Origin of the sequence: Trueperella bialowiezensis (assembly GCF_900637955.1) — a bacterium.
GTDB classification, from domain to species: domain Bacteria; phylum Actinomycetota; class Actinomycetes; order Actinomycetales; family Actinomycetaceae; genus Trueperella; species Trueperella bialowiezensis.
The window spans coordinates 1,447,714-1,473,074 of the sequence record NZ_LR134476.1 but is presented as its reverse complement, the minus strand read 5'-3'; the positions used below and the strand labels follow the sequence as shown (position 1 = coordinate 1,473,074).

Below are 25,361 nucleotides of genomic sequence, written 5' to 3'. Positions count from 1 at the left end.
CCTCGACCTCGGCAAAACTGCTATATAAGCAAAAACGCGGATGGTGGCCCGGCCGCATCGGCCACAGCCACCATCCGCGTCGTTAGTTCGAGCTTTTACTCGGTCGGTACGAACTGCGTGATGTACGTGGTTTCGTTCTCCACCGCAGCGCGGCCGGCCTCAAGGCGGGCAATCGGCACGCGGAACGGCGAGCACGACACGTAGTTCAAGCCCACCTTTTCGAAGAAGTGGATCGACTGCGGATCGCCACCATGTTCACCGCACACGCCGAGCTTGATCTCGGGATTCGTCTTGCGGCCACGGGCCACGGCGATGTCCACGAGCGGGCCAACTCCACCCAGGTCGATGGATTCGAACGGCGAGACGCCGAAGATTCCGTAGTCGAAGTAGTCGTTGAAGAAGGCGCCTTCCACGTCGTCGCGCGAGAAGCCCCAAGCGGTCTGCGTCAGGTCGTTCGTGCCGAACGAGAAGAAGTCAGACTCACCGGCGATCGTGTCAGCCGAGATCGCTGCGCGTGGCAGTTCGATCATGTTGCCGATCGGGATGTCCAGCTTCACGCCGGTCTCCTCTTCGACTTCCTTGAGCACTTCTACGGCCATGTCGCGTACGATCTGCATTTCGCGCACGGAGCCGATGAGCGGAACCATGATCTCCGGCTTCGGATCCTTGCCGTCCTTGATCAGGCGGGCAGCGGCCTCGGAGATCGCGCGCACCTGCAGGCGGATAAGGCCGGGGATCTTCAGGCCGAGGCGCACACCGCGCAGGCCGAGCATCGGGTTCTGTTCGTGGTTCTGGCGGACGGCCGTGAGAAGTTCACGCTCTTCGTCCGTGATTTCTTCGCCCTTGGCTTCCTTGACCGCAAGGTCAACGGACAGTTGCGTGAGGTCCGGCAGGAACTCGTGCAGTGGCGGGTCAATCAGGCGTACGGTGACGGGCAGGCCATCCATCGCGTCGAAGATACCCACGAAGTCTTCACGCTGGTGTGGCAGCAGCTTTTCGAGTGCGGCCTTCTGCGCGGCGTCGTCCTTCGCGAGGATCATTTCTTCGACGAGCTTGCGGCGGTCACCGAGGAACATGTGCTCGGTACGGCACAGGCCGATGCCTTCGGCCCCGAAGTCGCGGGCGGCCTTCGCATCTTCCGGGCTGTCGGCGTTGGCGCGCACGTTCATGCGGCGAACCTCGTCAGCGTGTGTGAGGATGCGGTCGACGGCGTGCACGAGTTCCTTCGCGTCGTCGTCGGTCGCTGCGGCCAATCCGGCGTCGAGCCCCTTGGTCAGGTAGGCGGTCACCGGCGAATCCGTCACAGGTACTTCGCCTTCGAATACTTCACCGGAGGCGCCGTCGATAGCGATGACGTCGCCGACCTTGTACTGTTTGCCGGTGGACTTCACGTCCATCGTGCCGGCGACTTCGTCGATGACGAGGTCGTCAGCGCCGACTACACAGCAGCGGCCCATACCGCGGGCGACGACGGCGGCGTGCGAGGTCTTGCCGCCGCGCGCGGTGAGGATACCTTCGGCGACGACCATGCCCTGCAGGTCGTCCGGGTTGGTTTCCCGGCGTACGAGGATCACCTTCGCGCCCGCCTTGGTGCGTGCCACGGCCGTTTCGTTGTCCATGACGATTTCGCCGACGGCGGCACCCGGCGACGCCGGCATACCCCGCGAGATCTCGATCTTGTCCGCATCCTTGTCAAACTGCGGGAAGAGCAGCGCGGTGAGCTGGTCGCCTGTCACGCGAGTAACGGCCTCGTCACGGGTGATGAGGCGCTCGTCAACGAGCTGGTCGGCGATGCGGAATGCCGCGGCGGCGGTACGCTTGCCCACGCGGGTCTGCAGCATCCACAGTTTGCCGCGCTGCACGGTGAACTCGATGTCGCACAGGTCACGGTAGTGCGTTTCGAGTCGGTCCATAATGCCGAGCAGTTCGTCGTACGACTTCTTATCCAGCTCGCCGAGTGCCGACAGCGGCAGAGTGTTGCGGATGCCGGCCACCACGTCCTCGCCCTGAGCGTTCTCAAGGTAGTCGCCGTAGACGCCCGAGTGGCCGGTGGAAGGATCGCGGGTGAAGCACACGCCGGTACCGGAGCCTTCGCCCATGTTGCCAAACACCATGGTTTGCACGTTGACGGCGGTGCCGATGTCGTTCGGGATGTGTTCGCGACGGCGGTAGATGATTGCGCGCTCGGTATTCCACGAGTTGAACACGGCTTCGATGGCCAGGTCGAGCTGGGTGCGCGGGTCTTGTGGGAAGTCCTTACCGGTGTCCTTCTTGATGATCTCCTTGAATTCGGCGACGAGGCGCTTGAGATCGTCCGTCGTCATGTCCGGATCGCCGGCGTAGCCCTTCTCGTCCTGTAGGGCGTGGAGCGCGTCGGCGAACGGTTCGCCTTCAATACCAAGGACGGTCTTGCCAAACATTTGCAGCAGGCGGCGGTAGGAATCCCATGCGAAACGATCATCGCCAGACTGTGTGGCGAGGCCAACCACCGACTCGTCGTTGAGGCCGATGTTGAGCACGGTTTCCATCATGCCCGGCATGGAGAACTTCGCACCCGAACGCACCGACATGAGCAGCGGATCTTCCGGATCGCCCAAGTTCTTGCCCATTACTTCTTCAACCTGGCGGATCGCCTTGGTGACCTGCACCGACAGTTCCTCAGGTTCCTTCCCTTCACGCAGATAGGTACGGCAAGCTTCCGTGGTGATCGTGAATCCGGGTGGAACCGGCAGGCCAAGCTTCGTCATTTCGGCGAGGTTGGCGCCCTTACCGCCGAGCAGATCTTTTTGATCCTTATCGCCCTCGGTAAAGTCGTATACGTACTTCGTCATCTTCCCTCCGTTGGGATTGTTTGTACTTCGGGTGGCATGTATTGCGCGGCGGCTTCGGTACCGCCACGCACCTGCTTTAATCTACCACTGGACACGTTCCAATATCGACCTTGGTCCTACCCGTGTATTGGTTCGCCGACCAGCTGAAACCGCAGCTTGGATTCCCGTGGCGACGCGGCGTAAGTAGCGCTGACGACGCCGTCGCCCGGCTCTCCTTCCGTCCCGGCTAGTCTTCGACTTCAACCTTTTCGCCGCGCACGAGCTTGCCGGACGATCCTGCGCCGAGCTTTTCTAAGGCGAGGCGGCCAACGAGCTGCTGGTTCGTCGTCGTACGTTCCGAACGCGCGCCGGAGATGAACGAGGTGAACCAGCTGAGTAGCGTGCCGATTTGGCTCTTGAAGCCGACGATGTAGAGCAGGTGGAGGAAGCACCAGGCGAGCCAGGCGAAGAAGCCGGTGAATTCGAGTTTGCCCATTTGGACCACGGCTTTGAAGCGGGAGATGGTGGCCATGGAGCCCTTGTCATTGTAGGAGAACTTTTCGGGGGCGGGCTTGCCGGCCAGGCGGGCTTTGATGACTTTCGCGGCGAACACTGCCGATTGGATGGCGCCCTGTGCGACGCCGGGCACGCCCGGGAAGCTCATCATGTCACCCAGCACGAAGATTTCGGGATGGTCGGCGACGGTGAGGTCGTCGTTGACGATGACTCGCCCGGAGCGGTCGAGTTCCACGCCGGTCTGTTCGGCCAGGGTTTCGGTGAGTTCGGAGCCCTTGACGCCTGCGGCCCACACCTTGCAGTACGCCTCGACGGTGCTGACCTCGCCGTCCTTGTTCTTGAGGGTGAGCGAGTCCTTGTCGAGGTCGGTGACGAACGTGTCCATGACCACTTCGATACCGAGCTTTTCGAGTTCTTTGCGGGTCTTCTTGCCCAGTCTTTCACCGAAAGCGGGCAGCGGGTAGGCTGCGCCGTCGATGAGGAGCACGCGGGCGTCGTCGGGATCAATGTTGCGGAACTCGTTCTTGAGGGTTTGTGAAGCGAGCTCGCGAATCTGGCCGGCCATCTCCACGCCGGTTGGGCCGGCTCCCACCACAGCGAAGGTGAGGAGCTTTTCACGTTCGGCCGGGTCCAGCTCGTTTTCTGCCTTTTCGAAGGAGTCGAAGATGCGGGCGCGGATCTCCAGCGCGTCGTCGATGGTCTTCATGCCGGGCGCGAACACGGCGAAGTGGTCGTTGCCGAAGTAGGACTGCCCGGCGCCAGCGGCCAGCACGAGCGTGTCATATTCCGTTTCGTAGTTGGTGTTGTGGTTGCGCCACAGCACTTTCTTGTTCGCGACGTCGATATCCTCGACAAGGCCGAGGCGCACCTCGACATTCTGTTGCCGCTGCAGGATTTCGCGGGTGGTGGGCGCGATATCGCCCTCGGACAGGATGCCCGTGGCCACCTGGTAGAGCAGCGGCTGGAAAAGGTGGTGGCTGGTCTTAGCGATGAGCGTGATCTTCACGTCCGCCCTCTTGAGTTTCTGGGCCACTTTCAGGCCTGCAAATCCGGAACCGACGATGACGACGCGGTGTTGTGCCACGAATACTCCCCTCAAATTACGCAAGTCAATGCTAGCGAAAATCCGGCGCTGGCCTCCGTAAACGTGACGAGTTTCCTATCCGAGCCGGGCTGGGGCGCGCTTGCTAGTCTGGAGGCGTGACCGTCTTGCTCGCCATTATTTACGCCGCGTTTATTTCGCTGGGTTTGCCCGACGCCGTGGTCGGCGCAGCCTGGCCGTCGATGCACGGCGATCTTGGCGCGGATGCCGCGGGCGCGGCGGTGGTCAACGCGATGGGGATTGCGGCGACGATCGCGATGTCGTTCGCCTCCGGGGCGTTGCTGCGGCGCTTTGGCACGTTTCGAGTATGTGCGGGTTCGATTTTGTTAACAGCGACGGCGATGGCCGGGTACGCGGTGGCACCCAACTTTGCGTGGCTGCTGGCGTTCGCCGTGCCGCTGGGGTTGGGCGCCGGCGCGATTGACACGGCGCTCAACGCGTTCGTGGCCGTGCGCTATTCGGCCCGCCACATGAACTTCCTGCACGCTTCGTGGGGAATCGGCGCGGCGGCCGGGCCGTTGATCGTGGCGTTCTGGCTGCACAACACCGGCCAGTGGCGCCCGGCCTACTGGACGATTGCCGCGCTGCAGCTGGTGCTGTTTGGCGTGTTCCTGGCCTCGCGGAAAATGTGGGAACGGCCGGTGGAGGCGCCAGCGAGTGAGGGTGCTGATAATGCCGATGCTGGCGAAGAAGCTGACGGTGATCTGGATCCCAACGCGGGCGCCGAACTGGGCGCCGAGGCGTGCAGTGAACGAACGGGCGCCGAGCGTGGGGGCGCCGAGCTAGCGCAGAACCCTGACACCGAGCGTGGGGGCGCCGAGCTAGCGCGCCTGCCGTGGTATCGGATGCCAAACCTGCCGGTGATCTTGGTGGGCTTCTTTGGGTACTCGGCGGTAGAAATGTCGCTGGGGCTGTGGGGCGCCACCTATCTGGTGGAACGTTTCCAGATGCACGTGGACCTGGCGGCGGCCGGTGGCGGAGCGTTCTTCATCGGGATCACGGCGGGAAGGTTCGTGGCCGGGCTGGTATCGCATAGGCTGACCAACCAGCAGCTGCTGCTCGCCGGGGCGGGTGTGCTGGCCGTGGGTGTGGCGCTGCTGTTTATCCCGGTGCCGGCCGTGAGTCTGGCCGGGCTGGCCGTGGCCGGGTTCGGCTGCGGGCCGATCTTCCCGATGATGTTGCAGGAGACGACTGCTCGCTTCGGCTCAGCGAACACCGAGCGGATGATGGGCATCCAAATGGGCTTTTCGTATACGGGCATGCTCGTGGCGCCGCCGCTGGTGGGCTTGGCGCTCACGCGGGTGACGACGCTGGCGCTCCCCGCCGCGGCACTAGCCTGCACGGCCTGCGTAGCGGGAAGTGTGTATGTGGTAGCCCGCCAGCTTAGGTGCGCATAGTGTTTGAGGAAGAAAGGCTTGAACGAAAACGCTTCACATCACCCACCGCCCTTACCCACCTCTGTCAAATCCTCAAAGCCGACGACATGGAAAACACAATCAGCCGGCCCAAGGACCTAATCCTTAAACAGACAAATAAATATGCCCCATACTAGGGTCTGGTTCATTCTGCCAGAAATTCCCTCTACGACATTACCGATCGCCCAGGTTGAAGCCGGTGAGATTCTAGTATTTTCGAGGGCCTCCTAACTCCTTTTGGACTAGTTGAACACCAACTTTCCAGTCGTCAAAACGTGGCCCATCTATGCCGCAGTTGTACTCGTGCGAGAACACGAAAGTCGTGATTCCTTTCTTCCGAAGCAATTCAATATTTGAGGGCGAATCTTCTATATACAGATCTGCATTAATGTCATCTTTCACGCTGGAAAAACAGATAGAACCAAACGGGATTTTCCGATCATCAAGCCAATGGGCTGTATCCGAAATAATTTGAGCGTGGCTACCACCGAAGGTCAATCGATGGGTAACAATGCGAATGTGATAGCCAATATCGGATAGCTCCTTAACTGCTTCAGCAGCTCCGGGGATAACCGGAAGCTTTCTGTAAAGACCGGAAATCACCGCCTGCTTATGGTACCTATGATATGAATCGTAATCCTTGAATGGCCAACCGCTTTCTGAAAGATCGTAGTGTTGGGGGGTAGGAAATTCGCTGGCCGGATGCCCTGTTTCATTCATCATGTAGTCCCTAAACCCCGAGATGTAGTCAGCGCAAACTCCATCAAGATCGATTGCAATAATTAGACGGTTTAAATCGGTCATTTCACTCCTCGCATTGTATTTATGTGATTTGACACTGGGGTGAAAATCGCGAATGTATTCCTTAAGAATTCTAGGGTTTTTCGATGGTTCTAACCCCATTGGCGTTCTCTCCATTAAATGCCTTTTCATTTTTGTCAGATATCCGGCCGTAAGATAGTGAACGTCATAGGGTCCCGTTTCTGTCAGCGCAATCGTCTGATAGCGACTCTGGCGTGAGTTAATGTTGCGCACTTGATAATCTTCAACTTCAGACAATCTCCCAACTTCTTTTTTTAAGTCTTTGTGCTTTTTATTCGTTCGAAAATTGCAGAATCCGAATAACAGTATGAAAACAGCGCTAATGCAAAAGATCGCAACCTTATGCTGAGCGTGGTTACGACTTAACAGAAAGGCGCATATGATGTTTATAAAAGCGAAAATAAACATGACTAGGATTCGAATGTTTGTATACCTAAGCACCCTATGTTCAATTTCGCTGCGGCCGGTAGTAAATAAAATCGCGGCATAGATCGCAAGTATCAGTGTCGCAGCGCCAAAAAAATTACTCCAGGCCGGAGCTCCAGATTCTTCTTTCAAGAGTTGGATTAACAAAATTGCCGCAGAACCCAGCAGAGTAGCTATTGAGGCGCGGTTCGCACCAGCGACATTCGGTATCAACTGAACTGCGTATGAGCCGACGGTTCGCAACCAATCGCTGCTCGGGCTAATGTGAATTATTCCCGGTGAGGTCCTGTAAGAGTCCCGTCTATGAGCTTTTTGGCTAAGATTGGAACTCTCTGAAAAAGATCCCTGCCGCTCGCTATCGTTACGTGACGCTATCTTAATTTCTGCGAACGTTAAAATGTCCGAGTACTCCGATTCATAACCATTACTCTCATTGCCTGTCATTGAATAAACGCCTGCGATTACAAGATTTTGTGGCGGATTGAATTCAATGTGGGCACTCTCAGCAGAGCATAGAGAAACGTCAAAGTTATATAGACTCCCTTTTTCGTCGCTAAAAAATCGCTTAATAGTTTCCCACGCGGTTGATGACCATAATTTCATCGAGTCATAGCAGCTCTTAAACTTCGAAGAATCTCTAACGTGAGTGGAATTTCTTGCCGGAGAATCCCTCTTGTCTGAGTCAAGGTTCGGTTCAATATCAGATGACATTTTGAAAACGGCTCGCACTTGGCCCGCTTGTTGGGAAAACTGCTCATCTTGCTCTCGCGCATATACGTCACCTTCGGGCGTTACGACAGCCGAAAGATAGCTCAGTGAAACTGCGCTCATTAGAATGCAAAATAGCTCTCGCGCTACTAGATCGTTTTTATTGTCTTTATGCGCCTCGCGAAAGGGTTCAATATAGGTCTCAAGCAGACTCAAAATGAGGATCAAAATTGCAGGAGAAGAGTCAACGGCACGAATTTCTACGCGTTGTTCGTGCTCATAAGCTTCTTTTCCGGACTTCTCTGAAGTGAAAATGGGCCATACTGTCAAAAAGAACGAACGCAGGGGGCGCCCATGCCTGAGCGCTGAGATTATACTTGCGACGGTTCCGAAAGCCTCGTGTCGATGGACATCTTGTTTAGCAGCGAGTTGACCTTCATGCGAGGCACTGTAATCAGTTTGACTCGATGTGATCACTTGCCAAATAGCTATCTTTACAAGCTTCTCACCAAGGGTTTCGCTATTTACGGAACCTGAATCGCGCTGGTGGTCAGAAGACGCCCAAATATCATGCTCTTTGAGGAAATTGTCTACAATCTCATCAATCTGGTTGTCCTTGCTAAGTTTACACAAGGCACTGTAGGTGAGTAGAGCGTTTTCGAGGAACCCTACGCTACTTCTCGTATTTCCATCAGGGCCCGATATCCCCAAATTCACGATCGGCCCCTTACGGAGAAAAGTCAGCGGTACTATCACCCCTGTCATATTAGATTCTTCATCAATAGCTTTGGCGATGTATGAATACCTGAGACCGTCACGTACTGGCAGACAGAGATCGAAAGAAATTCTTCTTCGAGATCTACCATCGGGCTGAACAGTGACTTGTTCAACCCTTCGCTTAACCCAATTCCAATCTGTAATCAGCGGAAGTATCGCCTCTCCAACGATCGAAAGAGGCTGAGGAGTTGGGTGGCATTTTTTCGGATTCATACGATCGTCAGCGTATTGCTTAACAGACTGGGCAAGCTGTTTGGCCTCACAGCCCAACAGCCTTTCCAGATGTCCGAGTTGCTCTCGAACGAATTCGCGCCAGCTTTCTATTGATGAGGATGCCATAACTAGGAACCCGCTTTACTCTTTCTTCGATAGTCACATTCGTCGCCACTACACAACTCGCAGCGCATTTTCGACACTCTAAATGTCAAGCTTAAGCTCATAATACACGGCCCCTATGCGCGAATGAAGTGTACACCGGTTACGTGTATCATTGTTACGTATCTGCAATCCGCGATTGGCCGGCTGCACGCTCGGAGGCGGTCATCGTTCTCAACCTTCTAATCAGCAGACAGGCTCAACTGACTCTACATAGTGCCTAACGTCGTGTCACTATAAGCAACCCTTGTCCATACGATAACTTATCGCACTTTTTAAGAGCGTACTTTACCGATAAAACAGCCCGAACTCAGATAGCCGAACAGCGACCTGGTAGCTTTCGATGTGCCGACGCACGGCACAGTCAGGCGTAGCTGTCAGTAGGAAACCGAGAACTCTGATGGCCACCCTAGCCCCGCCGAGTCTCACGAGCACCAGGAACGCCGCTATTAGCTGCTCTAACGTCTGTTTCAGTCGACTTACCATTACGCGCGGATGAAGCTCCCGCCCACATATACCGTATGACGCCCATAATTCCAACCAGACATTAATCACACGGATAAGATCTTATTAAAGATCCATTTGATGTAGAGTTTTTCCATGGCCGAACCATTACGCGAAAATGACGAGATCCTTCCACTTCCGAGAATTGCAGGTGGTTTCTCCACGATCCTTGCAGATCCACCGTGGCGTTTTGCAAACCGCACTGGCAAGGTCGCCCCGGAACATCGCCGCCTCGACCGCTACTCGACTATGGATCTTGACGCAATCAAATCACTGCCCGTCAGCGACGTCGCAGCCAAAAATGCACACCTCTACTTGTGGGTGCCAAATGCGCTTCTACCAGACGGTCTCGAAGTCATGAAATCATGGGGTTTTCGATATGTTAGCAACATAATTTGGGCTAAACGCCGAAAAGACGGCGGCCCAGACGGACGAGGCGTAGGTTTTTATTTTCGTAACGTCACAGAGATGATTCTCTTTGGCGTCAAAGGAAAAATGCGAACACTCCAGCCGGGGCGTAGCCAGGTGAATATGATAGAGACTCGCAAACGAGAGCACTCCCGTAAGCCAGATGAACAATACAACCTAATTGAGTCTTGCTCTCCCGGCCCTTTCCTTGAGCTATTCGCACGTAATCCACGCGACGGATGGACAGTCTGGGGGGATGAATCTGATGGCGAAGTGCGAGGTAAAGTACACCGCGGATATGCTGGCGGTGAAATATTCCCTCCAATCCCACCAAACAGGCGACTACCTCAAGCAGTAATGGAGGAAATCGCCGCAAAAATAACTGGCCTTTATGAGCAGAACATGAGCATTCGAGAAATAGCTGCTGTCACAGGCTATTCCATTCAGCGTGTGAGAAACCTACTAAAAGAGGGTGGAGCTGAGATCCGCCGTCCAGGCGCTCAAAAACGGGATTAGCATCCGGCTAATTTCAATACTGTCCCGTCAGAGAACTCGAAATTATTCACGTCACTGCATGGAAGATTGCTAACCTTTTCCGGTTCAATTCCAATGCATAACAAAGGACACTGGCCGCCTGCACCGATATTGATCATTGGGATAAGCTTATTCCAATGAGTCGTCGAAGTCCCATACTTTGAGGATGGGTAGTGCCCTTCTGTTCCAAGGTAGTAAAGCAGTTCCTGTAGTCGAGGCCCACGAGTAACAATAACACCAACGGCAATAACTCCCTCACGGTGGAGAGCCTGAAAATTGTTGAGGTCACGATGAAAGAATGGATCCTTATTGTTCCACTCCATTTCCACTGCGACTCCCGGATAGCCGCCGTCGTCACCCATCGAAAACACATCGATCTCATGGTTACGGACTTTAAAGATTGGCTTTCCATCAACAGCTTTCTCAATCGTCACATTGTGCTCATGCCAACCGCGCCTCTTTAAACCATCATCGTGGCGTTTCGTATGCCGCGCTCGAGAACCGCCACCCACCAAAATGTCTTCTTCGTAATCAATATAGTACTCTTCAAGGTTGTTTACAATCTCTTGGAATCTCTGCGGGAACGCGTCCCTAAGAATGATGTCGGCATACCTCGTCACGCCGTAAGTAAACCCATCCGGAAGATCTACCGTTGGTTGCCAGACAACTCCTGGGAGATCTTCCTCCGCAAACATTTCGTCTCGTTTCATATACGAAGCATATCTGTTTATACGATTCCATAAGGCAAGGCAATAGCTTTCTCACGAAGGCCCGTATCAATTCCAATCGTCTCCAAACATGGAGTGGGCAAGTTTGCCCGAGCAAAAGGTCAGGACCCTTTACACCCCGCCGACACACGGTCAACTACAGGATATGAATGCAGCGCACGGCCGAACTCAGTCCTGCCGCCGTTCAGTGTCAGACTCTTAAACGTACTTTCTACTCCCACTAACCGGCTCTGTCTCAACGTCCCGTATCCTTGGAAGTAGGCGAAGGGACTCACATGGTCATCTGGTTAATGGGACGGCGCATCGGCATCGGCTTTACCGCGCTGGCTATCGGCGCAGGCATTCTCATCCTCGTCGTCGGGCTGGCGCTCGGCGGGGCCGGCCTGATCGTCGGCCCGCTCGTCGGCGTTCTCACCACCGCCGCACTCTTAACCGCCGGCCTGCCGCCACTACTCATCTCAAATTCGCACATCAAGGCCTACCGCCGGGTCGCCGCCAACGGGCCGCGCATCACCGCCGTCGTCGATGGCGTCTACGAGCAATACATCCACCCCGCCAACTATATTCAAAGCAAAAGAATGTGGACCGTACACGCCTACGGCCCCACGCTGCACGGCGGCGAACGGCCCTACACCGAAATCATCGGCGAAACCATGCCACGGGTCCGCCGCGGCGACCACATCACCATCGCCGTCGACCCGTCCAATCCCAACACATTCGCCATGCTCATCCCCGACACCGCGCAGTACCACGGCCAACGCTGGTAGCAACGCCAGCGAACGATAGGCTAGAGGCATGGATTATTCCCTTCGCAAGTTCGCGGTTCTCACGGCCCTCGCCCCCATCGTCTTCCTCGGCGGCGCCATCATCCTTCTCTTCGGCATATGGCAAGGCATTTCGGACATGGTGCCCGTGGGTGGCGTGATCCTCGTTCTCGGCATCCTCATGGGGATATCCAGCTTCGTGGCATTCTCCCGCGCACGGCAACGCTTCGTCGCCCGCGAGGCCCGGCTGCTCACATGCCCGCGCATCACAGCGCGTGTCACGCGCGTGGTGCCCAACCCGGACGTTATTATCAACGGCCAACACCCGTGGATGGTCGAGGCTAAGGATAACGACGGCGCCACCTACACCCAGACCTTCTCCTTCACAAAGCCCAGCGTGCAAGAAGGCCACCGAGTAGACATTGGGATCGACCCGGACGATCCAGCGCAATACCTCATCATCATTCCCGAGATGCTGCAAGAACAGAATCGACACCTAGCACAGGCGCACGGCGCAACCACGGAAGGGGAAGCAGATGAATAGGCGAATGGCGCTAGCGATAGTCGGCGCGGTACTGGCCCTGTTCGGCGTTTTCGCCGCGGTACTCATCTTCACCGATCACCGCGGCAGCGGCACCTCCTTTCCATGGGGCTTCATGGCTGTGGCGGGCGCCTTCGTCGTCGGCGGGTGCGGGCTCGCGCTCTACAACCTGCGGGCCAATGCTGCAGATTCCCAGCTGGTCGAAAGCGGAATCCCCTACTGGGGCGTGGTCACCGCAATCGAACGTAAGGTGCAATCAGCGATCTCCGGCAAGACGCACTACGTGCTCACCGCCACCGGCACGCACGGCTCGGACACCCGGGCGTTCACGAAAGTCTACGAAGGCGTGCGGCCCTTCCTCGACGAGGGCCAAGAGGTGACGATTTACGTAGATCGCGAAGATCCGGAGCGCTTCGTCATCAAACGCTAAGCAAAACCGGGAGCTAATAATTGAGATTTGCCGAAACGTTGCTCGTATAGTGCAGCAAGCCCGAAAACCTCAATCTGAATCCCGGTCGACCACACTAGACGTCAGCAAAAAGCGCCCGAACCGCCCTCTTATCCACCTTCGAGCCCGGCGTCAGCGGAATGGCAGGCACTCGCCGGAAATATACTGGCACCTGATAGCGTGCCAGCCGCTTATTAAGCGCTTCCTTCAGCTCTACCTCGCTGGTTTCCTCGCCGTCGCGCAACACTACTGCAGCGGCCGCGACCTCACCATAAAAAGGATCCGGCACGCCCACCACGCAGGCGTCCTCCACGCCATCCAGCCTGCGCAGCTCTTCCTCGACATCAATACACCAGATTTTCTCGCCGCCTCGGTTAATCATGTCTTTCTTCCGATCCAACACGTAGATGTACCCGCCGGGAGTCGCTCGCCCGATGTCGCCGGTCCGCAGCCAGCCGTCTTCGCTGAGAGCCTCGGTTTCTAGCCCGTCATATCGGCGCGCAATATTCGCACCACGTAGTACGATCTCCCCCACTTCCCCGATGGGCAGCTCGGTGTCGTCATCACAAATCATCACGTCAAGGCCCGGAATTGGCATGCCTGAGCTACCGAGATCCGCAGACGTCGCTGCATCGCACGGAAACACGAACGCGGGAGAACACGTCTCGGTAAGCCCGTAGACCGTGCGGAACTGCATGTGCGGCATCCACTCATGCAATTCAGCAATCCGCGTGACCGGCATGTGCGCCGCTCCGCATGCCATTTTCTGTACGGAGGGCAGCTGCGGGAATCGGTCGCGTTCCTCAAGCATCATGGCGAACACCGTAGGCGACGCGTGCACGAAACTCACCCCAGACGTGTAAATCTCTTTCACGAACGGCCTGCCCTCCATCCGCTTTTGAATATGTATCGCCCCGCCTAGATACACGAACAGACCGATAATCGCGATCATGCCCGTCACATGGTAGATCGGTACGGCGATAATCGTGGTGTCATCGCTCGACAAGTCCAGCACGCGCGCGTAACTGCGCACCGCGTGCACAGCATTCATGTTTGTCAGCAGCACGCCTTTGCTCAGCGACGTCGTTCCCGACGTAAACAGCAGCACCGCGTCGTTTTCGATCACCGGCATGGGCACGCCTTCCAGTCCGTGGGGCGTGTGCCAAGAGGGCAGTCCAGCTGCGCACGTATTCGACGACGTCGTTATCACCGGCATGTCCGCGAACCAGTCGGCTTGTTCGGGTTGGCATACGACAAGGTCAAGCCGCGCCCGCTCGCTGAGCGCGTCGATCTCGGCACGCCGGAACTTGCCCGGAAGCGGCACGATAATCGCACCCAGCCGGTTGGTGGCATAGAAGACGGTGATGAAATCGATCCCGTTATCGAGCAACACCCCCACCCGCTTCCCTGTGGTGATCGCGTAGCGCTGGGCGAGGTAGCCCGCAAATCCATCCACGAGCTCCCGCACCTGGGCGAACGTGAACCGGTTGCCGTCTTCGGCATAGATCGCGATCTTGTCCGGAAACTTCGCAGCCGTGTCGGCCAGGGTTTCATAAAGCGACTGTGGGCCGGGCACATAGGTGCGCACCGTGCGGTTATATACCTTAACCTCACGTATATCTGCGGTGATATCAGAAGGCCAGAGGGTATCGCCTACGATCATGGTTTTTCCTCCTTACAGTCTTGTTGAGTTAAGTGCCGAGACTCCGAAACGCTAGTCGCAAGGATTCGACAGGTCATACGCACGGCTTCAAAAAGCGACTTCTCCGCGTTAGCCAGAGCATCGGCAAGCGTGCCCACTTTCCGAACCGTCGGCACGATGGCCGAAAACCCAGCGTCGTGGAGTTCTTCTACTCCGTGTCCAAGATTTCCGGCGAACGCGATCGTGGGGATTCCCTGTTCACGCGCGGCGCGCATAACGCCCCAAGGGGTTTTGCCGAATTTTGTTTGAAAATCTATGGAGCCTTCACCGGTGAAAACAATGTGGGCATTGCGTAAGTGTTCGCCGAGGCGCACGGTGTCGATCACCAGCTCGACGCCGCGGCGCGGTGTGGCACCGAATAGTGCCATGAAGGCAGCCCCAAGACCTCCGGCTGCGCCTGCGCCGGGCGTTTTCGATATCTGCGTGGGCGCATGTGCGACGCCAGCCTGCTGTGCGTGTGAGTCCAACAGATCGCCCCACACCGCGAGCGCGGAGTCGAAAATGCTGACGTCGGTTTCGCTCAACCCTTTTTGCGGCCCGAAGACGGCGCTCGCTCCGTTGGGGCCTGTGAGCGGATTATTAACGTCGCAGGCGAGCGTGATCTCAACGGCTGCCCAGCGTGGGTCGAGCCCACTCACGTCTAGGCGTTGTGCACGAGCTAACTCGAGGGGGCGATCCGCAAGCGACTCACCCTGAGAATCGAACACTCTGACGCCAAGTTCGCGTGCCATCCCCCATCCGCCGTCGTTAGTTGCCGAACCGCCGAGACCCACGATTATTCTTGCTGGTTCGAGGTCGAGGATGTGGGTAAGTAACTGGCCGACGCCGCGGGTGGTGGCGGAGCGCGGGTCGCGATCTGCGGCGGCGATGTGTTCAATGCCTGCCGCTTGTGCGATTTCGACGACGGCGAGCCGCTCGGCTGGAATCCATCCGAAATGTGCCTCACGGGAGTGGCCGAGCGCATCGGTGACCGCTGCCGTGCGAAGCTCACCGGCGAGGGCGTCAACGAGGGACTGCGTTGTGCCCTCGCCGCCGTCGGCCATGGGGATCTCGAGGCATTGCGCATCGGGGAAGACGGCGTGAACGGCGTCAGCCATGATGCTTGCTACCCGAGCGGCCGACATCGTTCCCTTGAACGAATCCGGAGCAAGAACGAATTTCATTATCTCTCCCTTGAGGTGCTGGCAAAGTGGTCAGCCTGCTCGTGCTGTGCATAGCGACTGGCCGACCTTTGGCGGGCGGTGTGGGAGCTGGTGGAGGACCAGCTCCCACACATTTGAGATAGCTAAGTATCCCGCCAACGAGAGGCGCCCATCTCTCACGTGTTGGATGTGTCGAACAAAAGTGTCTAGTTGGTCGAGTCCTCCTTTACTTCGAGCGTTCCCTTTGGAATGAACAGTTGCAAGACCACTCCGAGAATTGCACATCCTGCCATGAACAGGAACGTGTAGTTGTAGCCCGCGGCAGCTTCCCAGCCACCGCCGAGCCCGATCAACCATCCCATGAGAATCGGGGCAAGTCCGCCACCGATAAACATTGCAGTAGTGATGAACCCGTTTGCTGTTCCATGCGCTCCATCCGGAGCATTATCTGTAGCCGCAGCGTAGTACACCGGCCAGACTGCGTTTGCTACCAGCCCAAAGAACAGTTGGAGTGCAACATACATGCTGATGTTGCTCACGAAGTAGAAGCCGCCAACACCGATTGCCATCCAGACGCCACAAAGGAGGATAGTCTTGCGGCGTCCAAGATAATCAGAGAGCGTTGGCCAGAAGATCTGCCCGAGGGCTCCGGTAATCGTGAAAACAATTGAATACGCGGCTGCCTGAGAAAAATCGAGGCCCATGATGTTCGCAAGGTATAACGGGAGAACGTAATTGATACCCATGTATACGATCTGGGTAAGCATCGTGGTTCCCGACGTCAGCATAACTACCTTGTTCCTGAGGCACTTCCCGACGGCATCTTCAGCTTCAGCATGAATCGCTTCCTGCTCGGGATCAATGGGAACGGTCATGCCGTTCTCTTCGATCACGCGATATGTTTCTTGGATGCGCTCACGGGTCGAGTACCATTTCCAGAACATCATCACTGGAATGGAAACAATCAATCCGATGAAGAACACGTACATCCAATTGTCGTCACCAAATGTCTTCAGCACCCACGCCACTGCAAGGCCAGATAGAAGAGCTCCGATTGGATAGCCAGTGTGGTGAACACCAAGGGCAAACCCACGACGTTCTTTCGGCCACCATTCAGTCGTATTGGAAATACCAATTGGCTCTCCAGCACCGGCTCCTAGATTCACGCCGATTCGCAGAGCGATGAACACAACTAGGTTGTTAGCGACAGCTTTGATTCCGGTTATTGCTGAGATCAGGTTGTAGCCAATCACAAGCGGAACCTGGAAGGCGGCACGCTTCCAACCTACTCCATGCTTATCACTCATTCTCGATGCATAGATCGGGAAAATTGCGAGTGCGAACATAATCAGCGAGGTTATTCCGCCCCACGCCTCGGGAGAAAGATCAAAATGATCCGATATAACCGGGCCGAGCCGCAGGATGACTTCACGATCAAATGCGTTAATTGCCCAGATGAGCCATGTGACGCCCAATGCTACCCATGACCCTCGTGGGATGAGCCTCAACGGGGCAGCATTCCGCCCCACTTTCATTTCTGACATCAGATGACCTCCTTTCCAAACCGAGGCGTCTCATACCCGCAGACGCCAATGTCATCAATCACATACAAAGCGCCGCGATCTGGTCCGTCTTCCGGGAATCTAGGCAACGGCGGCCTCGCCATAGTCGTTACGTAGAGGCGGTCAAGATTCGGCCCACCAAATACAGGGCAGGTAACCTTCTTGACCGGCATGTCAATTTGCCGTTCAAGTACCCCGTCAGGATCGTAACGATTGATCTTTCCTGCATATACGTGGGCCTGCCACACAAAGCCTTCTGCATCGACAGTCATGCCATCACAAGCTCCGCCGTCGGATTGATCCACCTTTGCAAATACGCGACGGTTCGAAACTGAACCATCTTCCAGGTTGTAGTCGTAGGCCCAGATTTCTCCCGTCCAGGTATCAGCAAAGTAAAAAATGGATCCGTCTGGCGACCAGCACGGACCGTTGGAACAAATGATTCCTTCGTCAAGAACTGTGAGGCCTTTGCCCTCTTCGTAGGAATAAAGTTTGCCGCTCGCTTGCTCTTCTAGCGTGTCCATGGAACCAAACACGAAACGGCCGCGAGCATCAACCTTTCCATCATTGAGACGATTCTTTGGAAGCTCCGGCTCCGGATCAACAAGTAATTCGGCCTTGTCAGATTCCAAATCGTACTTATAAAGCCCCGTTTGCAGGGCGACTATCGCAGATTTACCGTCCTTGTACAGAGCCATAGAACCGATCTTTTCTCGGACATCCCAAACCCGAAGATCAGTCGTATCCTCGTTGTGCATGAATAAGCGACCATCTTGAGAATCTATCCACCACAGCTTTTGAGTTTCGACATCCCAGATTGGTCCTTCACCAAGGTTTGGCTTGAGATCGATAACCTTCGTAATTTTCATAGTTTATGTCTCCTTACATCGCGCGGAATACTGCTGCCACACCCTGGCCGCCGCCAATGCACATCGACACGAGTCCGTGTTCCTTATCTGTGCGCTGGAGGTTGTAAAGGGTACGCAAGGTGAGGATGGCGCCCGTCGCGCCAACCGGATGCCCGAGTGCGATTGCACCACCGAGTGGGTTAGTCTTGTCCATATCGAGGTTTTGATCGCGGACAACAGCCAGAGCTTGAGCGGCGAAGGCTTCGTTCAATTCAATCCAATCGATATCGGCAAGGCTCAGGCCCGCCTTTTCGAGAGCACGGGGAATCGCTAGAGCAGGCGCAAATCCCATGACCTCGGGAGCGAGTCCGGCTTTCGCAAAACTGACGAGCTCACCAATCGGTTCGAGCCCCTCAGCCTTTGCGGCAGATTCGGTGGTCAGCACTAGCATTGCTGCAGCATCGTTAATGCCCGAAGAGTTTCCGGCGGTAACGGAACCTCCTTCACGGAAAGCCGGTCTGAGCCTTGCCAGCTTTTCCTCATCCGATGTGGGGCGCAAATGCTCGTCCACATTAAAGACCCGCTCCGACTTACGCTCTTTCACGGTGATATCCGTGATCTCATCCTTGAACAGCCCAGCTTCCTGAGCCTTGGCAGCAAGCCGCTGGGAACGCGCCGCGAAAGCATCCTGATCCTCACGTGAAATACCATACTTATCCGCCACATTCTCGGCTGTCACACCCATCGGATAATTCCCGAACGGATCGGTGACCAGCGACATCGTGCCGTCCACCAACGTATGGTTTCCGGTTCGCCACCCATTACGTGCCTGAAAATCCATAAACGGTTGGTTCGACATGTTCTCCGAACCACCGGCGACGACGAACGTCGAATCCCCCGCACGCAGTTCGTGCGCAGCCGACTGCACGGCTTGCAAGCCCGAGCCACACAACCGGTTCACTGTGAACGCGGTCGAGTCTTTCCGAACGCCCGCCTCGAGGGCGATCCGGCGGGCGAGGAATGCATCCCCACCAACCTGACCCACACATCCGACGATCACCTCGTCGATCTTGTCCATCGGAACGCCGGAACGTTCCACAGCGGCCTTCATCGCCGTCGCACCCAACACGTGATTCGGTGTTGTGGAAAGCGAACCCGCGAACGTACCAACAGCAGTACGCGCACCGTCAACAATGACGATCTTTTCCATTGTCTACCTTTCTCTTATCGCACTAGTACAGCGCGTTGTGTATGTACGACGCCGCTTCCCGCGCGGCGTCGTTATCATCGACCTCGAGAACCTTCCAGCCCTGCTCGGTCAACTGCAACAAATAGTGTTCTGACGCCAGATAAACCTCCTGCCCCTTGTCCAACGCGGCAGCACCATAGAACGTGAGTTGATCGACGTCGTGCACCCACTTCGGATGCTTCGAATCCGCCACCATGAGGAAACAAATCCGCTTTGCGCCATCAACAATGTCCATGAACCCGCCACAGCCGATAGCCTTGCCACCGAACGCGGAGACGTTGATATTCCCACGGCCATCTACCTGGCCGACCCCCATGAACGTGATGTCAACCCCGCCGCCGTTATAAAAATCGAACTGCTGCGGATGGCCAATGATCGCCGCCGGGTGCAACGCACACCCAAAATCGACGCCACCCAACGGCACACCCCCATAGGTTCCCGATTCCACGGTGAGGGTCACCTTCGCCAGCTGGCCGCTCGTCGCAAGCGCCCGCCCAATCGAATCTCCAGGCAGGCCCGTGCCAAGGTTGATGATGTCGCCGTCGCGAACCAACTTCGCGCCACGCTCACCAATCCGTATGCGAACATCCTCAAGCTCATTGGCCATGATCGAATCCGCAAGCTCTTGCGGCGACGCATAACCGGTGATCAGATCCATGTTCACCTCGATCGCGGAGTTCGTCTGCTTGTGATACTTCGCCGGATCAGACGTCACCATCACGTAATCCACGAGCACACCAGGCACGTTCACCAGCCGTGCAGGTATATCGCCTCGCTCAACGATCTCTTTCACCTGCGCAATCACGATCCCGCCGTTGTTGTGTACGGCCTGTGCAATTGCTAGAGAGTCTAGAATCGTCACGTCGTCGTCCTGCGACATGTTGCCATCCGGATCAATCTTCGAGCCGCGAATGATCGCCACATCCAACGGGAAAGACTTGTAGAACAGGTACTCGCGCCCATCCACATGAACAAGCTTGACATAGTCCTCCGGTGCAACCGCCGCCCGCGCAGAATCATTAATCCGTCCGCCATCCAGCCGCGGATCGACGAAGGTTCCCAGACCAACCGTTGAAAGCTGCCCCGGCCTATTGGCCGCAATCGTGCGGTACAAGGTAGAGATCTGCCCCTGGGGCAAGCAAATTGCCTCGACCTCGTCCTCGCCGAGTACATTCGCCATCGGCGGGTTAAGACCCCAATGCGGGCCGACCACTCGCTTCAACAGTCCCGGATGAGCTAGCCGCGCCAAACCGTCCACCCGGTTCGACTGACCAGCCGCGTGCACGAACGTCAGACCATTGGGCACCCCACGATCAAGAAACGACTGCTCAATAGCCGCATAAATCTCATCCGCCACGCCCATCATCGTGAACCCGTCTCCGGCTACCGTGGCACCATTCGGGATGAGGCTCGCAACTTCCGCGGGCGTCACCTGCGTGATCATAGCTTGTATCCTCCTCCGATGTTGATGACCTCGCCGGTCAAGTAGGACGCATCATCCGACACCAAAAACGCCACCAGATTGGCCACATCCTCCGGGGTTCCCGCACGGCGCAGCGGCACCTTCGCAACCTGTTCCTCGTACAAGTTCTCGAAACCTGCGCGAGAAGGCACGTCTTTCAGCTCGGTCGTCATCTGCGTCTCAATAAATCCCGGGCAAATCGCATTCGCCGTCACGTTCTTAAACGCCAACTCCTTCGAAATCGACCTCGTCAGCGATACAACACCGCCCTTCGCAGCTGCGTAGTTCGTCTGGCCAATATTGCCCATCCACGACGCCGAGGCGACATTACAAATCCGGCCATATTCGTTGGTGCGCATATGCGCGCCAACCTTTCGGCAGAAATAGAACACCGCCGAAAGATCTACCGCGATCACCGAATCCCACATCTCATCGGTCATCTTGTGTAGCATCCCATCCCGGTTAATACCTGCGTTATTCACCAGAATGTCGATCTTGCCGAAGTCCGCAATCACGTGATCCATGGCCTTGTCCACGGCTTCCCGATCCGAAACGTCCAGGCCAATCGCCCTCGAACTACCACCGCACTCCTGCGCGACCTGCGCCGCGGCGTCGCCGTTAATATCCACCACCACAACAGTTGCGCCCCTTTGCGCCAACTTCAGAGCGATCCCCTTTCCAATCCCTTGGGATGCACCCGTGACAACCGCTACCCGGCCGTCCAATCGAATCGAACTCATTTTGCTTTGCCTTTCATTTCGTTGGAGCACACCGGCACGAATTGCCAATGCGCAGTTTGTATGGACAGATAACATCGTGTTCCGCAACCTTGTCGTTCCTCATCAACGCCTCCAAATACCGCACCGCCTGCTCGGCCATCTCTTCAATCGGTTGCACAACAGTCGTCAAACTAAAACCCGGCACATTTGATGCGATCACACCGTCGAATCCAGTTATCGCCACTTCATCCGGAATCCCAATCCCGTGACTGGCGAAGTCCTCCATCAGCCCAAACGCAATCGCATCCGTCCCGCAAATTACCGCCTCCGGAAGACCGCGCTTTAACGAACGTAAATAGCGCCCCGCCGTCGTACCGCCCTTCATCCCCAGATTCGTGCGAATAATCCACTCCGACGGTACCGACAAGCCAGACTCAATCAGCCCCTCGAGATAACCTGTCTGCCGCTCATTCGACGCCGACGACCTCCGCGGGCCAATCGCCAGCGCAATCTTCTTGTAGCCGTGGTCGACCAAATGCAAGGCCATGTCTTTTGCCGCATTCTTGTTATCAATCCCAACAAATCCAGCCTTCACAGTCGGCATCTTCCGCGACACTTGCACATACGGCGTATTCGTTCGACGAAGCAAACTCGCCACAGACGCATCGCCGTCCTGCGTGGCGGTAAGAATAATGCCGTCGACTCCGTGTTCCGTCATCGTCTGCACTGCCGACATCAGCTCCACCGGGTTATCCCACGTGTGCGACAACAAAGAAGAAAGCCGATGCTGGCGAGCCTTATTAGAAACTGCCACGCCAAGTTCTTGATAAAAAGGGTTTCCAAGGTCAGCCAGCACGAGGCCTACCACGCGATTAGCGCCTGCCCGGTTCTTCGCACGATCCGGAATGTTCATCCCGAAAGAGCGCGCCAATTCCAGCACGGCACGGCGCGTTTCCATCGACACGCCCGGCTTTCCATTGAGAGCATACGACACGGCTGCTCTGGACACGCCCAGCTGATTCGCAATATCAGTCGCCGTACCCTTGTTCTGGTGTTGGCGCCGCTCATCGCCGGAACTAGTTTCAATATCCATCATTTCACCTCCTCGTGAAAGTGTTGAAAGCCGTCATCGTTGCCGAGCCTTTCGAACGCTTTCACTCTCGCACCTGCGCAGATAGTTAAGCAATGTTAAGTAGAAGCAATTTTCTCAAGCCTAATCGCGAGCGTCAGGGGGCGATTTTGGCCAACCCCCTGGCAAATCGTTGCAGCAAAGGCGTAAATCGCACGCTGAATCTCGGGCAGCCACGGCAATCGGCCTGCCTAAACGGCTGCGAACCCCACTTCACGCATAAAAGGTCCCGCCCGATTGTGCGTCGGGCGGGACCAGCGTGGCCTAGTTATTGCCGGGCTAACCCTGCAATAAGGCAGTTAGCTATGCGGCAATTGCCGTGATCGCGTACAGGAGCGTGGTACCCGTGAAGATCGCGAAGGCCGGCGGATCAATGTGCGTGTCGCCGTTCGAGTTCGACACGCGGGCAAGGAGCTCGCCCCACAGGCCACCCAGCGCGCCGACCACACCACCGATGATCGTGGCAATCGCCAGGTGGGTGGACGACCACTGCACGACGGCCGATGTACCCGCAATGATCGGCATGAACTTCAGCGCCGCAATCGAGGCAAGGATCGTCATGTGGTGGGTCACCGGCGTCTTCACACCCAGTGTGAGGAACAGCAGGGTGAACGCGGAGACCGCCCAGCCAATGAGCTGCGCGTGGTTGACGATGCCGGGCTGCGCTTCGAAGAACTTCTGCACCACAACCAGGGTGGCGAACGCGGACATAAGACCGGTGGTCAGGCCGTGAGCCGCAGTCACGCCCCACTTTTCCTGATGCTCCACCCAGTGCTTGCCCTCCCCGACTTCGAGCAGGCCAATGCCGTTGACCTTCTGGAACAGGCCCATGTTGCCAAACATGTACCGGATAACAATCGAGAGCACGATGATTGTGAGCGCCACGGTATCCGTTGCACCGATAGCCTCGTTGCCAAAGTGCAACGCCGGATCGCCCGCCTTAAACACCGGCAGGATCCACGCAAAGAAGTTGTTGAGCAGGTAGCCGAGCACGCCGAAGATGCCGCCGACCATAAGCACGTCCGAGCGTGCCAGCCCGGCCAGTGGGCTCACGATATCCCTGCCATTCACGCCCTTCGGCATAGCACCAACCTTTGCCGCGTAGGCAGCAGCAGCAACGCCGCCTACGAACGAGATGTGCGGGCCGAAGACCGGGCCAAATACCACGGAGTCCATGTACGGACCGGCGTCAGCCCCGGCCATGTACGTGCCCAGGCCGACCAGATACATGATGCCTGTGAAAGTAAAAGCAGTCTGGCCGCCGAGAGCCGCACCGAAAGCGCCGCCGCCGAACGCAGCCACAAGCCAAAACAGATCGATTTCCATGTAAGTTCCTCAAGTCTGATGTGTGTGATGACGTAACGCCCGCCGCCGACGTTGGCAACCAGCGCACTTCGTTGAGAACCAGCCATATCTAGGTGAAAGGGCGGTGCCACATCACCCGATATGAACAAGGCTCCCACCTTTGATTCAACTTAACACCGGTTGAATAAGATGTCACAAGGCTGGAAGAAACTGCACAATATTTCATTTCCGCGGCTCAATTAGACACATTTCACAGCCGGTTCCCGATCCGTGAGCATTTTCCCGACGCTGCCGGTGACTCTACGTACACCAAACCCGTGTTCGCGTGGGCATCCACACGAACACGGGTGAGGGGTTCATCGCGCGCCGAGCGGCCCGGCGCCAGCGATCCTTATCGCAGCACCTCGCCAGACTCCCAGGCGTTGCCCGGCAGTGACTCGAGGGTCTCGAGTTCGCGGCGCAACGGCAGAGCCTCCCAATCGCCATCGGAGGCGACGAGAATACCGCCCATGATGTGAGCACGCCGCAGGCGAGCAACTGGATCTAGACCATCGAGGAAACCAGAGAGGTAACCGGAGACGAACGCATCGCCCGCACCAATCGGATCCACCACGCGGACCTTCTTATTCGGGCATTCAAACAACCCCTCGGATGTCATCACCCGAGCAAGATTGTCAGTCTTCCACACCGCTTGCTTCGCACCGTGGCGTAACGTTGCATCCATACCCTTAATCGGATCGGCGTGCGTAGACAGAATCTCGTATTCCTCCGTACCGCCGATCACAATATCGGCAAGGTGCGCGATCTCCTGTAACACCGGTGTCGCCTCCTCGCGCGACCACAGGCGGCTACGGTAGTTGATATCAAACGAGACGAGAATGCCAGCTTCCTTCGCTTTGGTCGCCATCGCCAACGTAGCTTTGCGCGCCGTCTCGCTCAACGACGGCGTGATGCCCGTAATATGCACGATCTTCGGCTTGGCCGCAATCGCGCGCTCGATTTGTTCGGGCGAGAAGAGGCTGCCCGCCGAACATTTACGGTGATAGTCCACGCGCTTGGCTTCCGAGCCCATGCCACGAACGACCAGCAGACCCGTCTGCACCGGGCTTCGCTCAACAAAATCTACATACACGCGCTCGCCGCGCAGGGTACGTAAAATACCTTCGCCAAATGTATCGTTTCCTAGGGTTCCCACCCACTGCACGTTGTGCTTGAGCCGTGCGAGCGCAATGGCAACGTTGCCCTCCGCGCCCGACATCGTGATACCAGCTTCGTTCCCAACACCGAAATCGCCGCGAAGTCGAATGGTTCCCATGACTTCGCCCATCGTTACAACATCAAGCTCCATGATGCTCCTTTGCAAGC

The 25,361-nt window shown here is 56.7% G+C and carries 19 protein-coding genes; 5 read left to right on the top strand and 14 right to left on the bottom strand.

From position 1 onward, the window contains the following. Positions 1-95: 95 nt before the first annotated feature. Positions 96-2,831 carry a pyruvate, phosphate dikinase gene (gene ppdK / locus EL234_RS06680; protein ID WP_126416724.1) on the bottom strand — a complete coding sequence of 912 codons (2,736 nt, stop codon included), beginning with the start codon at positions 2,829-2,831 and terminating at the stop codon, positions 96-98. Positions 2,832-3,057: 226 nt separating this feature from the next. Beyond that, positions 3,058-4,410 carry an NAD(P)/FAD-dependent oxidoreductase gene (locus EL234_RS06675; RefSeq protein WP_126416723.1) on the bottom strand — a complete coding sequence of 451 codons (1,353 nt, stop codon included), beginning with the start codon at positions 4,408-4,410 and terminating at the stop codon, positions 3,058-3,060. A 116-nt stretch (positions 4,411-4,526) separates the two neighbouring features. Here EL234_RS06675 and EL234_RS06670 point away from each other — a divergent pair, with 116 nt between their 5' ends. Next, positions 4,527-5,825, top strand: coding sequence for an MFS transporter (locus EL234_RS06670; protein WP_126416722.1), 1,299 nt, complete (start codon positions 4,527-4,529; stop codon positions 5,823-5,825). A 225-nt stretch (positions 5,826-6,050) separates the two neighbouring features. Here the strand turns inward: EL234_RS06670 and EL234_RS06665 are convergent, their stop codons facing one another. After that, a complete protein-coding gene (locus tag EL234_RS06665; protein ID WP_126416721.1) occupies positions 6,051-8,915 on the bottom strand; it encodes a 5' nucleotidase, NT5C type in 2,865 nt (954 codons plus the stop codon). A 636-nt stretch (positions 8,916-9,551) separates the two neighbouring features. Between EL234_RS06665 and EL234_RS06660 the strand changes: the two genes are divergently transcribed. Continuing rightward, positions 9,552-10,379 (top strand): MT-A70 family methyltransferase, encoded by an 828-nt coding sequence (locus tag EL234_RS06660; RefSeq protein ID WP_126416720.1) that lies wholly within the window; start codon positions 9,552-9,554, stop codon positions 10,377-10,379. Here the strand turns inward: EL234_RS06660 and EL234_RS06655 are convergent. Then, positions 10,376-11,107 (bottom strand): BglII/BstYI family type II restriction endonuclease, encoded by a 732-nt coding sequence (locus tag EL234_RS06655; RefSeq protein ID WP_126416719.1) that lies wholly within the window; start codon positions 11,105-11,107, stop codon positions 10,376-10,378. The genes EL234_RS06660 and EL234_RS06655 overlap by 4 nt on opposite strands. 293 nt (positions 11,108-11,400) lie before the next feature. On the opposite strand from EL234_RS06655, the gene EL234_RS06650 reads away from it, so the two are divergent. The 3 genes from EL234_RS06650 to EL234_RS06640 are packed head-to-tail and all read left to right on the top strand — an operon-like array spanning position 11,401 to position 12,860. After that, complete coding sequence (locus tag EL234_RS06650; protein ID WP_126416718.1) at positions 11,401-11,892, top strand: hypothetical protein; 492 nt, start codon at positions 11,401-11,403, stop codon at positions 11,890-11,892. A 28-nt stretch (positions 11,893-11,920) separates the two neighbouring features. Continuing rightward, positions 11,921-12,433: a hypothetical protein gene (locus EL234_RS06645; RefSeq protein ID WP_126416717.1), complete on the top strand. Its 513-nt coding sequence runs from the start codon at positions 11,921-11,923 to the stop codon at positions 12,431-12,433. Further along, positions 12,426-12,860 carry a DUF3592 domain-containing protein gene (locus EL234_RS06640; protein WP_126416716.1) on the top strand — a complete coding sequence of 145 codons (435 nt, stop codon included), beginning with the start codon at positions 12,426-12,428 and terminating at the stop codon, positions 12,858-12,860. Before EL234_RS06645 ends, EL234_RS06640 begins: the two co-directional genes overlap by 8 nt. 94 nt (positions 12,861-12,954) lie before the next feature. Here EL234_RS06640 and EL234_RS06635 read toward each other — a convergent pair whose 3' ends face one another. The 10 genes from EL234_RS06635 to EL234_RS06590 all read right to left on the bottom strand — a co-directional run bounded on the left by EL234_RS06635 (position 12,955) and on the right by EL234_RS06590 (position 25,344). After that, positions 12,955-14,541, bottom strand: coding sequence for a class I adenylate-forming enzyme family protein (locus EL234_RS06635; RefSeq protein WP_126416715.1), 1,587 nt, complete (start codon positions 14,539-14,541; stop codon positions 12,955-12,957). Continuing rightward, the gene (locus EL234_RS06630) at positions 14,538-15,743 is read right to left on the bottom strand and encodes a glycerate kinase (RefSeq protein ID WP_126416714.1); all 1,206 of its coding nucleotides are present in this window, start codon (positions 15,741-15,743) and stop codon (positions 14,538-14,540) included. Before EL234_RS06630 ends, EL234_RS06635 begins: the two co-directional genes overlap by 4 nt. Before the next feature lie 185 nt (positions 15,744-15,928). Further along, positions 15,929-17,266: an MFS transporter gene (locus tag EL234_RS06625; protein ID WP_126416713.1), complete on the bottom strand. Its 1,338-nt coding sequence runs from the start codon at positions 17,264-17,266 to the stop codon at positions 15,929-15,931. Further along, positions 17,266-18,153 carry an SMP-30/gluconolactonase/LRE family protein gene (locus EL234_RS06620; protein ID WP_126416712.1) on the bottom strand — a complete coding sequence of 296 codons (888 nt, stop codon included), beginning with the start codon at positions 18,151-18,153 and terminating at the stop codon, positions 17,266-17,268. The genes EL234_RS06625 and EL234_RS06620 overlap by 1 nt, the downstream gene beginning before the upstream one ends. A 13-nt stretch (positions 18,154-18,166) precedes the next feature. Beyond that, a complete protein-coding gene (locus EL234_RS06615) occupies positions 18,167-19,342 on the bottom strand; it encodes a thiolase family protein (protein WP_126416711.1) in 1,176 nt (391 codons plus the stop codon). Positions 19,343-19,364: 22 nt separating this feature from the next. Continuing rightward, entirely contained in the window at positions 19,365-20,825 is a 1,461-nt protein-coding gene (locus EL234_RS06610; protein ID WP_126416710.1) for a CoA-transferase, read from the bottom strand. Continuing rightward, positions 20,822-21,583: an SDR family oxidoreductase gene (locus EL234_RS06605; protein WP_126416709.1), complete on the bottom strand. Its 762-nt coding sequence runs from the start codon at positions 21,581-21,583 to the stop codon at positions 20,822-20,824. Before EL234_RS06605 ends, EL234_RS06610 begins: the two co-directional genes overlap by 4 nt. A gap of 13 nt (positions 21,584-21,596) precedes the next feature. Further along, the gene (locus EL234_RS06600) at positions 21,597-22,658 is read right to left on the bottom strand and encodes a LacI family DNA-binding transcriptional regulator (RefSeq protein WP_126416708.1); all 1,062 of its coding nucleotides are present in this window, start codon (positions 22,656-22,658) and stop codon (positions 21,597-21,599) included. Positions 22,659-22,994: 336 nt separating this feature from the next. Then, positions 22,995-24,017 carry a hypothetical protein gene (locus EL234_RS06595; RefSeq protein ID WP_126416707.1) on the bottom strand — a complete coding sequence of 341 codons (1,023 nt, stop codon included), beginning with the start codon at positions 24,015-24,017 and terminating at the stop codon, positions 22,995-22,997. Between the two features lie 370 nt (positions 24,018-24,387). Next, a complete protein-coding gene (locus tag EL234_RS06590; RefSeq protein ID WP_126416706.1) occupies positions 24,388-25,344 on the bottom strand; it encodes a sugar kinase in 957 nt (318 codons plus the stop codon). Between the last annotated feature and the right edge of the window lie 17 nt (positions 25,345-25,361).

What these genes read in the sequence shown, in the direction of transcription:
- ppdK (WP_126416724.1), bottom strand. Translation starts at nt 2,831, where the DNA reads ATGACGAAGTACGTATACGACTTTACCGAGGGCGATAAGGATCAAAAA.
- EL234_RS06665 (WP_126416721.1), bottom strand. Translation starts at nt 8,915, where the DNA reads ATGGCATCCTCATCAATAGAAAGCTGGCGCGAATTCGTTCGAGAGCAA.
- EL234_RS06660 (WP_126416720.1), top strand. Translation starts at nt 9,552, where the DNA reads ATGGCCGAACCATTACGCGAAAATGACGAGATCCTTCCACTTCCGAGA.
- EL234_RS06655 (WP_126416719.1), bottom strand. Translation starts at nt 11,107, where the DNA reads ATGAAACGAGACGAAATGTTTGCGGAGGAAGATCTCCCAGGAGTTGTC.
- EL234_RS06650 (WP_126416718.1), top strand. Translation starts at nt 11,401, where the DNA reads ATGGTCATCTGGTTAATGGGACGGCGCATCGGCATCGGCTTTACCGCG.
- EL234_RS06645 (WP_126416717.1), top strand. Translation starts at nt 11,921, where the DNA reads ATGGATTATTCCCTTCGCAAGTTCGCGGTTCTCACGGCCCTCGCCCCC.
- EL234_RS06640 (WP_126416716.1), top strand. Translation starts at nt 12,426, where the DNA reads ATGAATAGGCGAATGGCGCTAGCGATAGTCGGCGCGGTACTGGCCCTG.
- EL234_RS06635 (WP_126416715.1), bottom strand. Translation starts at nt 14,541, where the DNA reads ATGATCGTAGGCGATACCCTCTGGCCTTCTGATATCACCGCAGATATA.
- EL234_RS06630 (WP_126416714.1), bottom strand. Translation starts at nt 15,743, where the DNA reads ATGAAATTCGTTCTTGCTCCGGATTCGTTCAAGGGAACGATGTCGGCC.
- EL234_RS06625 (WP_126416713.1), bottom strand. Translation starts at nt 17,266, where the DNA reads ATGTCAGAAATGAAAGTGGGGCGGAATGCTGCCCCGTTGAGGCTCATC.
- EL234_RS06620 (WP_126416712.1), bottom strand. Translation starts at nt 18,153, where the DNA reads ATGAAAATTACGAAGGTTATCGATCTCAAGCCAAACCTTGGTGAAGGA.
- EL234_RS06615 (WP_126416711.1), bottom strand. Translation starts at nt 19,342, where the DNA reads ATGGAAAAGATCGTCATTGTTGACGGTGCGCGTACTGCTGTTGGTACG.
- EL234_RS06610 (WP_126416710.1), bottom strand. Translation starts at nt 20,825, where the DNA reads ATGATCACGCAGGTGACGCCCGCGGAAGTTGCGAGCCTCATCCCGAAT.
- EL234_RS06605 (WP_126416709.1), bottom strand. Translation starts at nt 21,583, where the DNA reads ATGAGTTCGATTCGATTGGACGGCCGGGTAGCGGTTGTCACGGGTGCA.
- EL234_RS06600 (WP_126416708.1), bottom strand. Translation starts at nt 22,658, where the DNA reads ATGATGGATATTGAAACTAGTTCCGGCGATGAGCGGCGCCAACACCAG.
- EL234_RS06595 (WP_126416707.1), bottom strand. Translation starts at nt 24,017, where the DNA reads ATGGAAATCGATCTGTTTTGGCTTGTGGCTGCGTTCGGCGGCGGCGCT.
- EL234_RS06590 (WP_126416706.1), bottom strand. Translation starts at nt 25,344, where the DNA reads ATGGAGCTTGATGTTGTAACGATGGGCGAAGTCATGGGAACCATTCGA.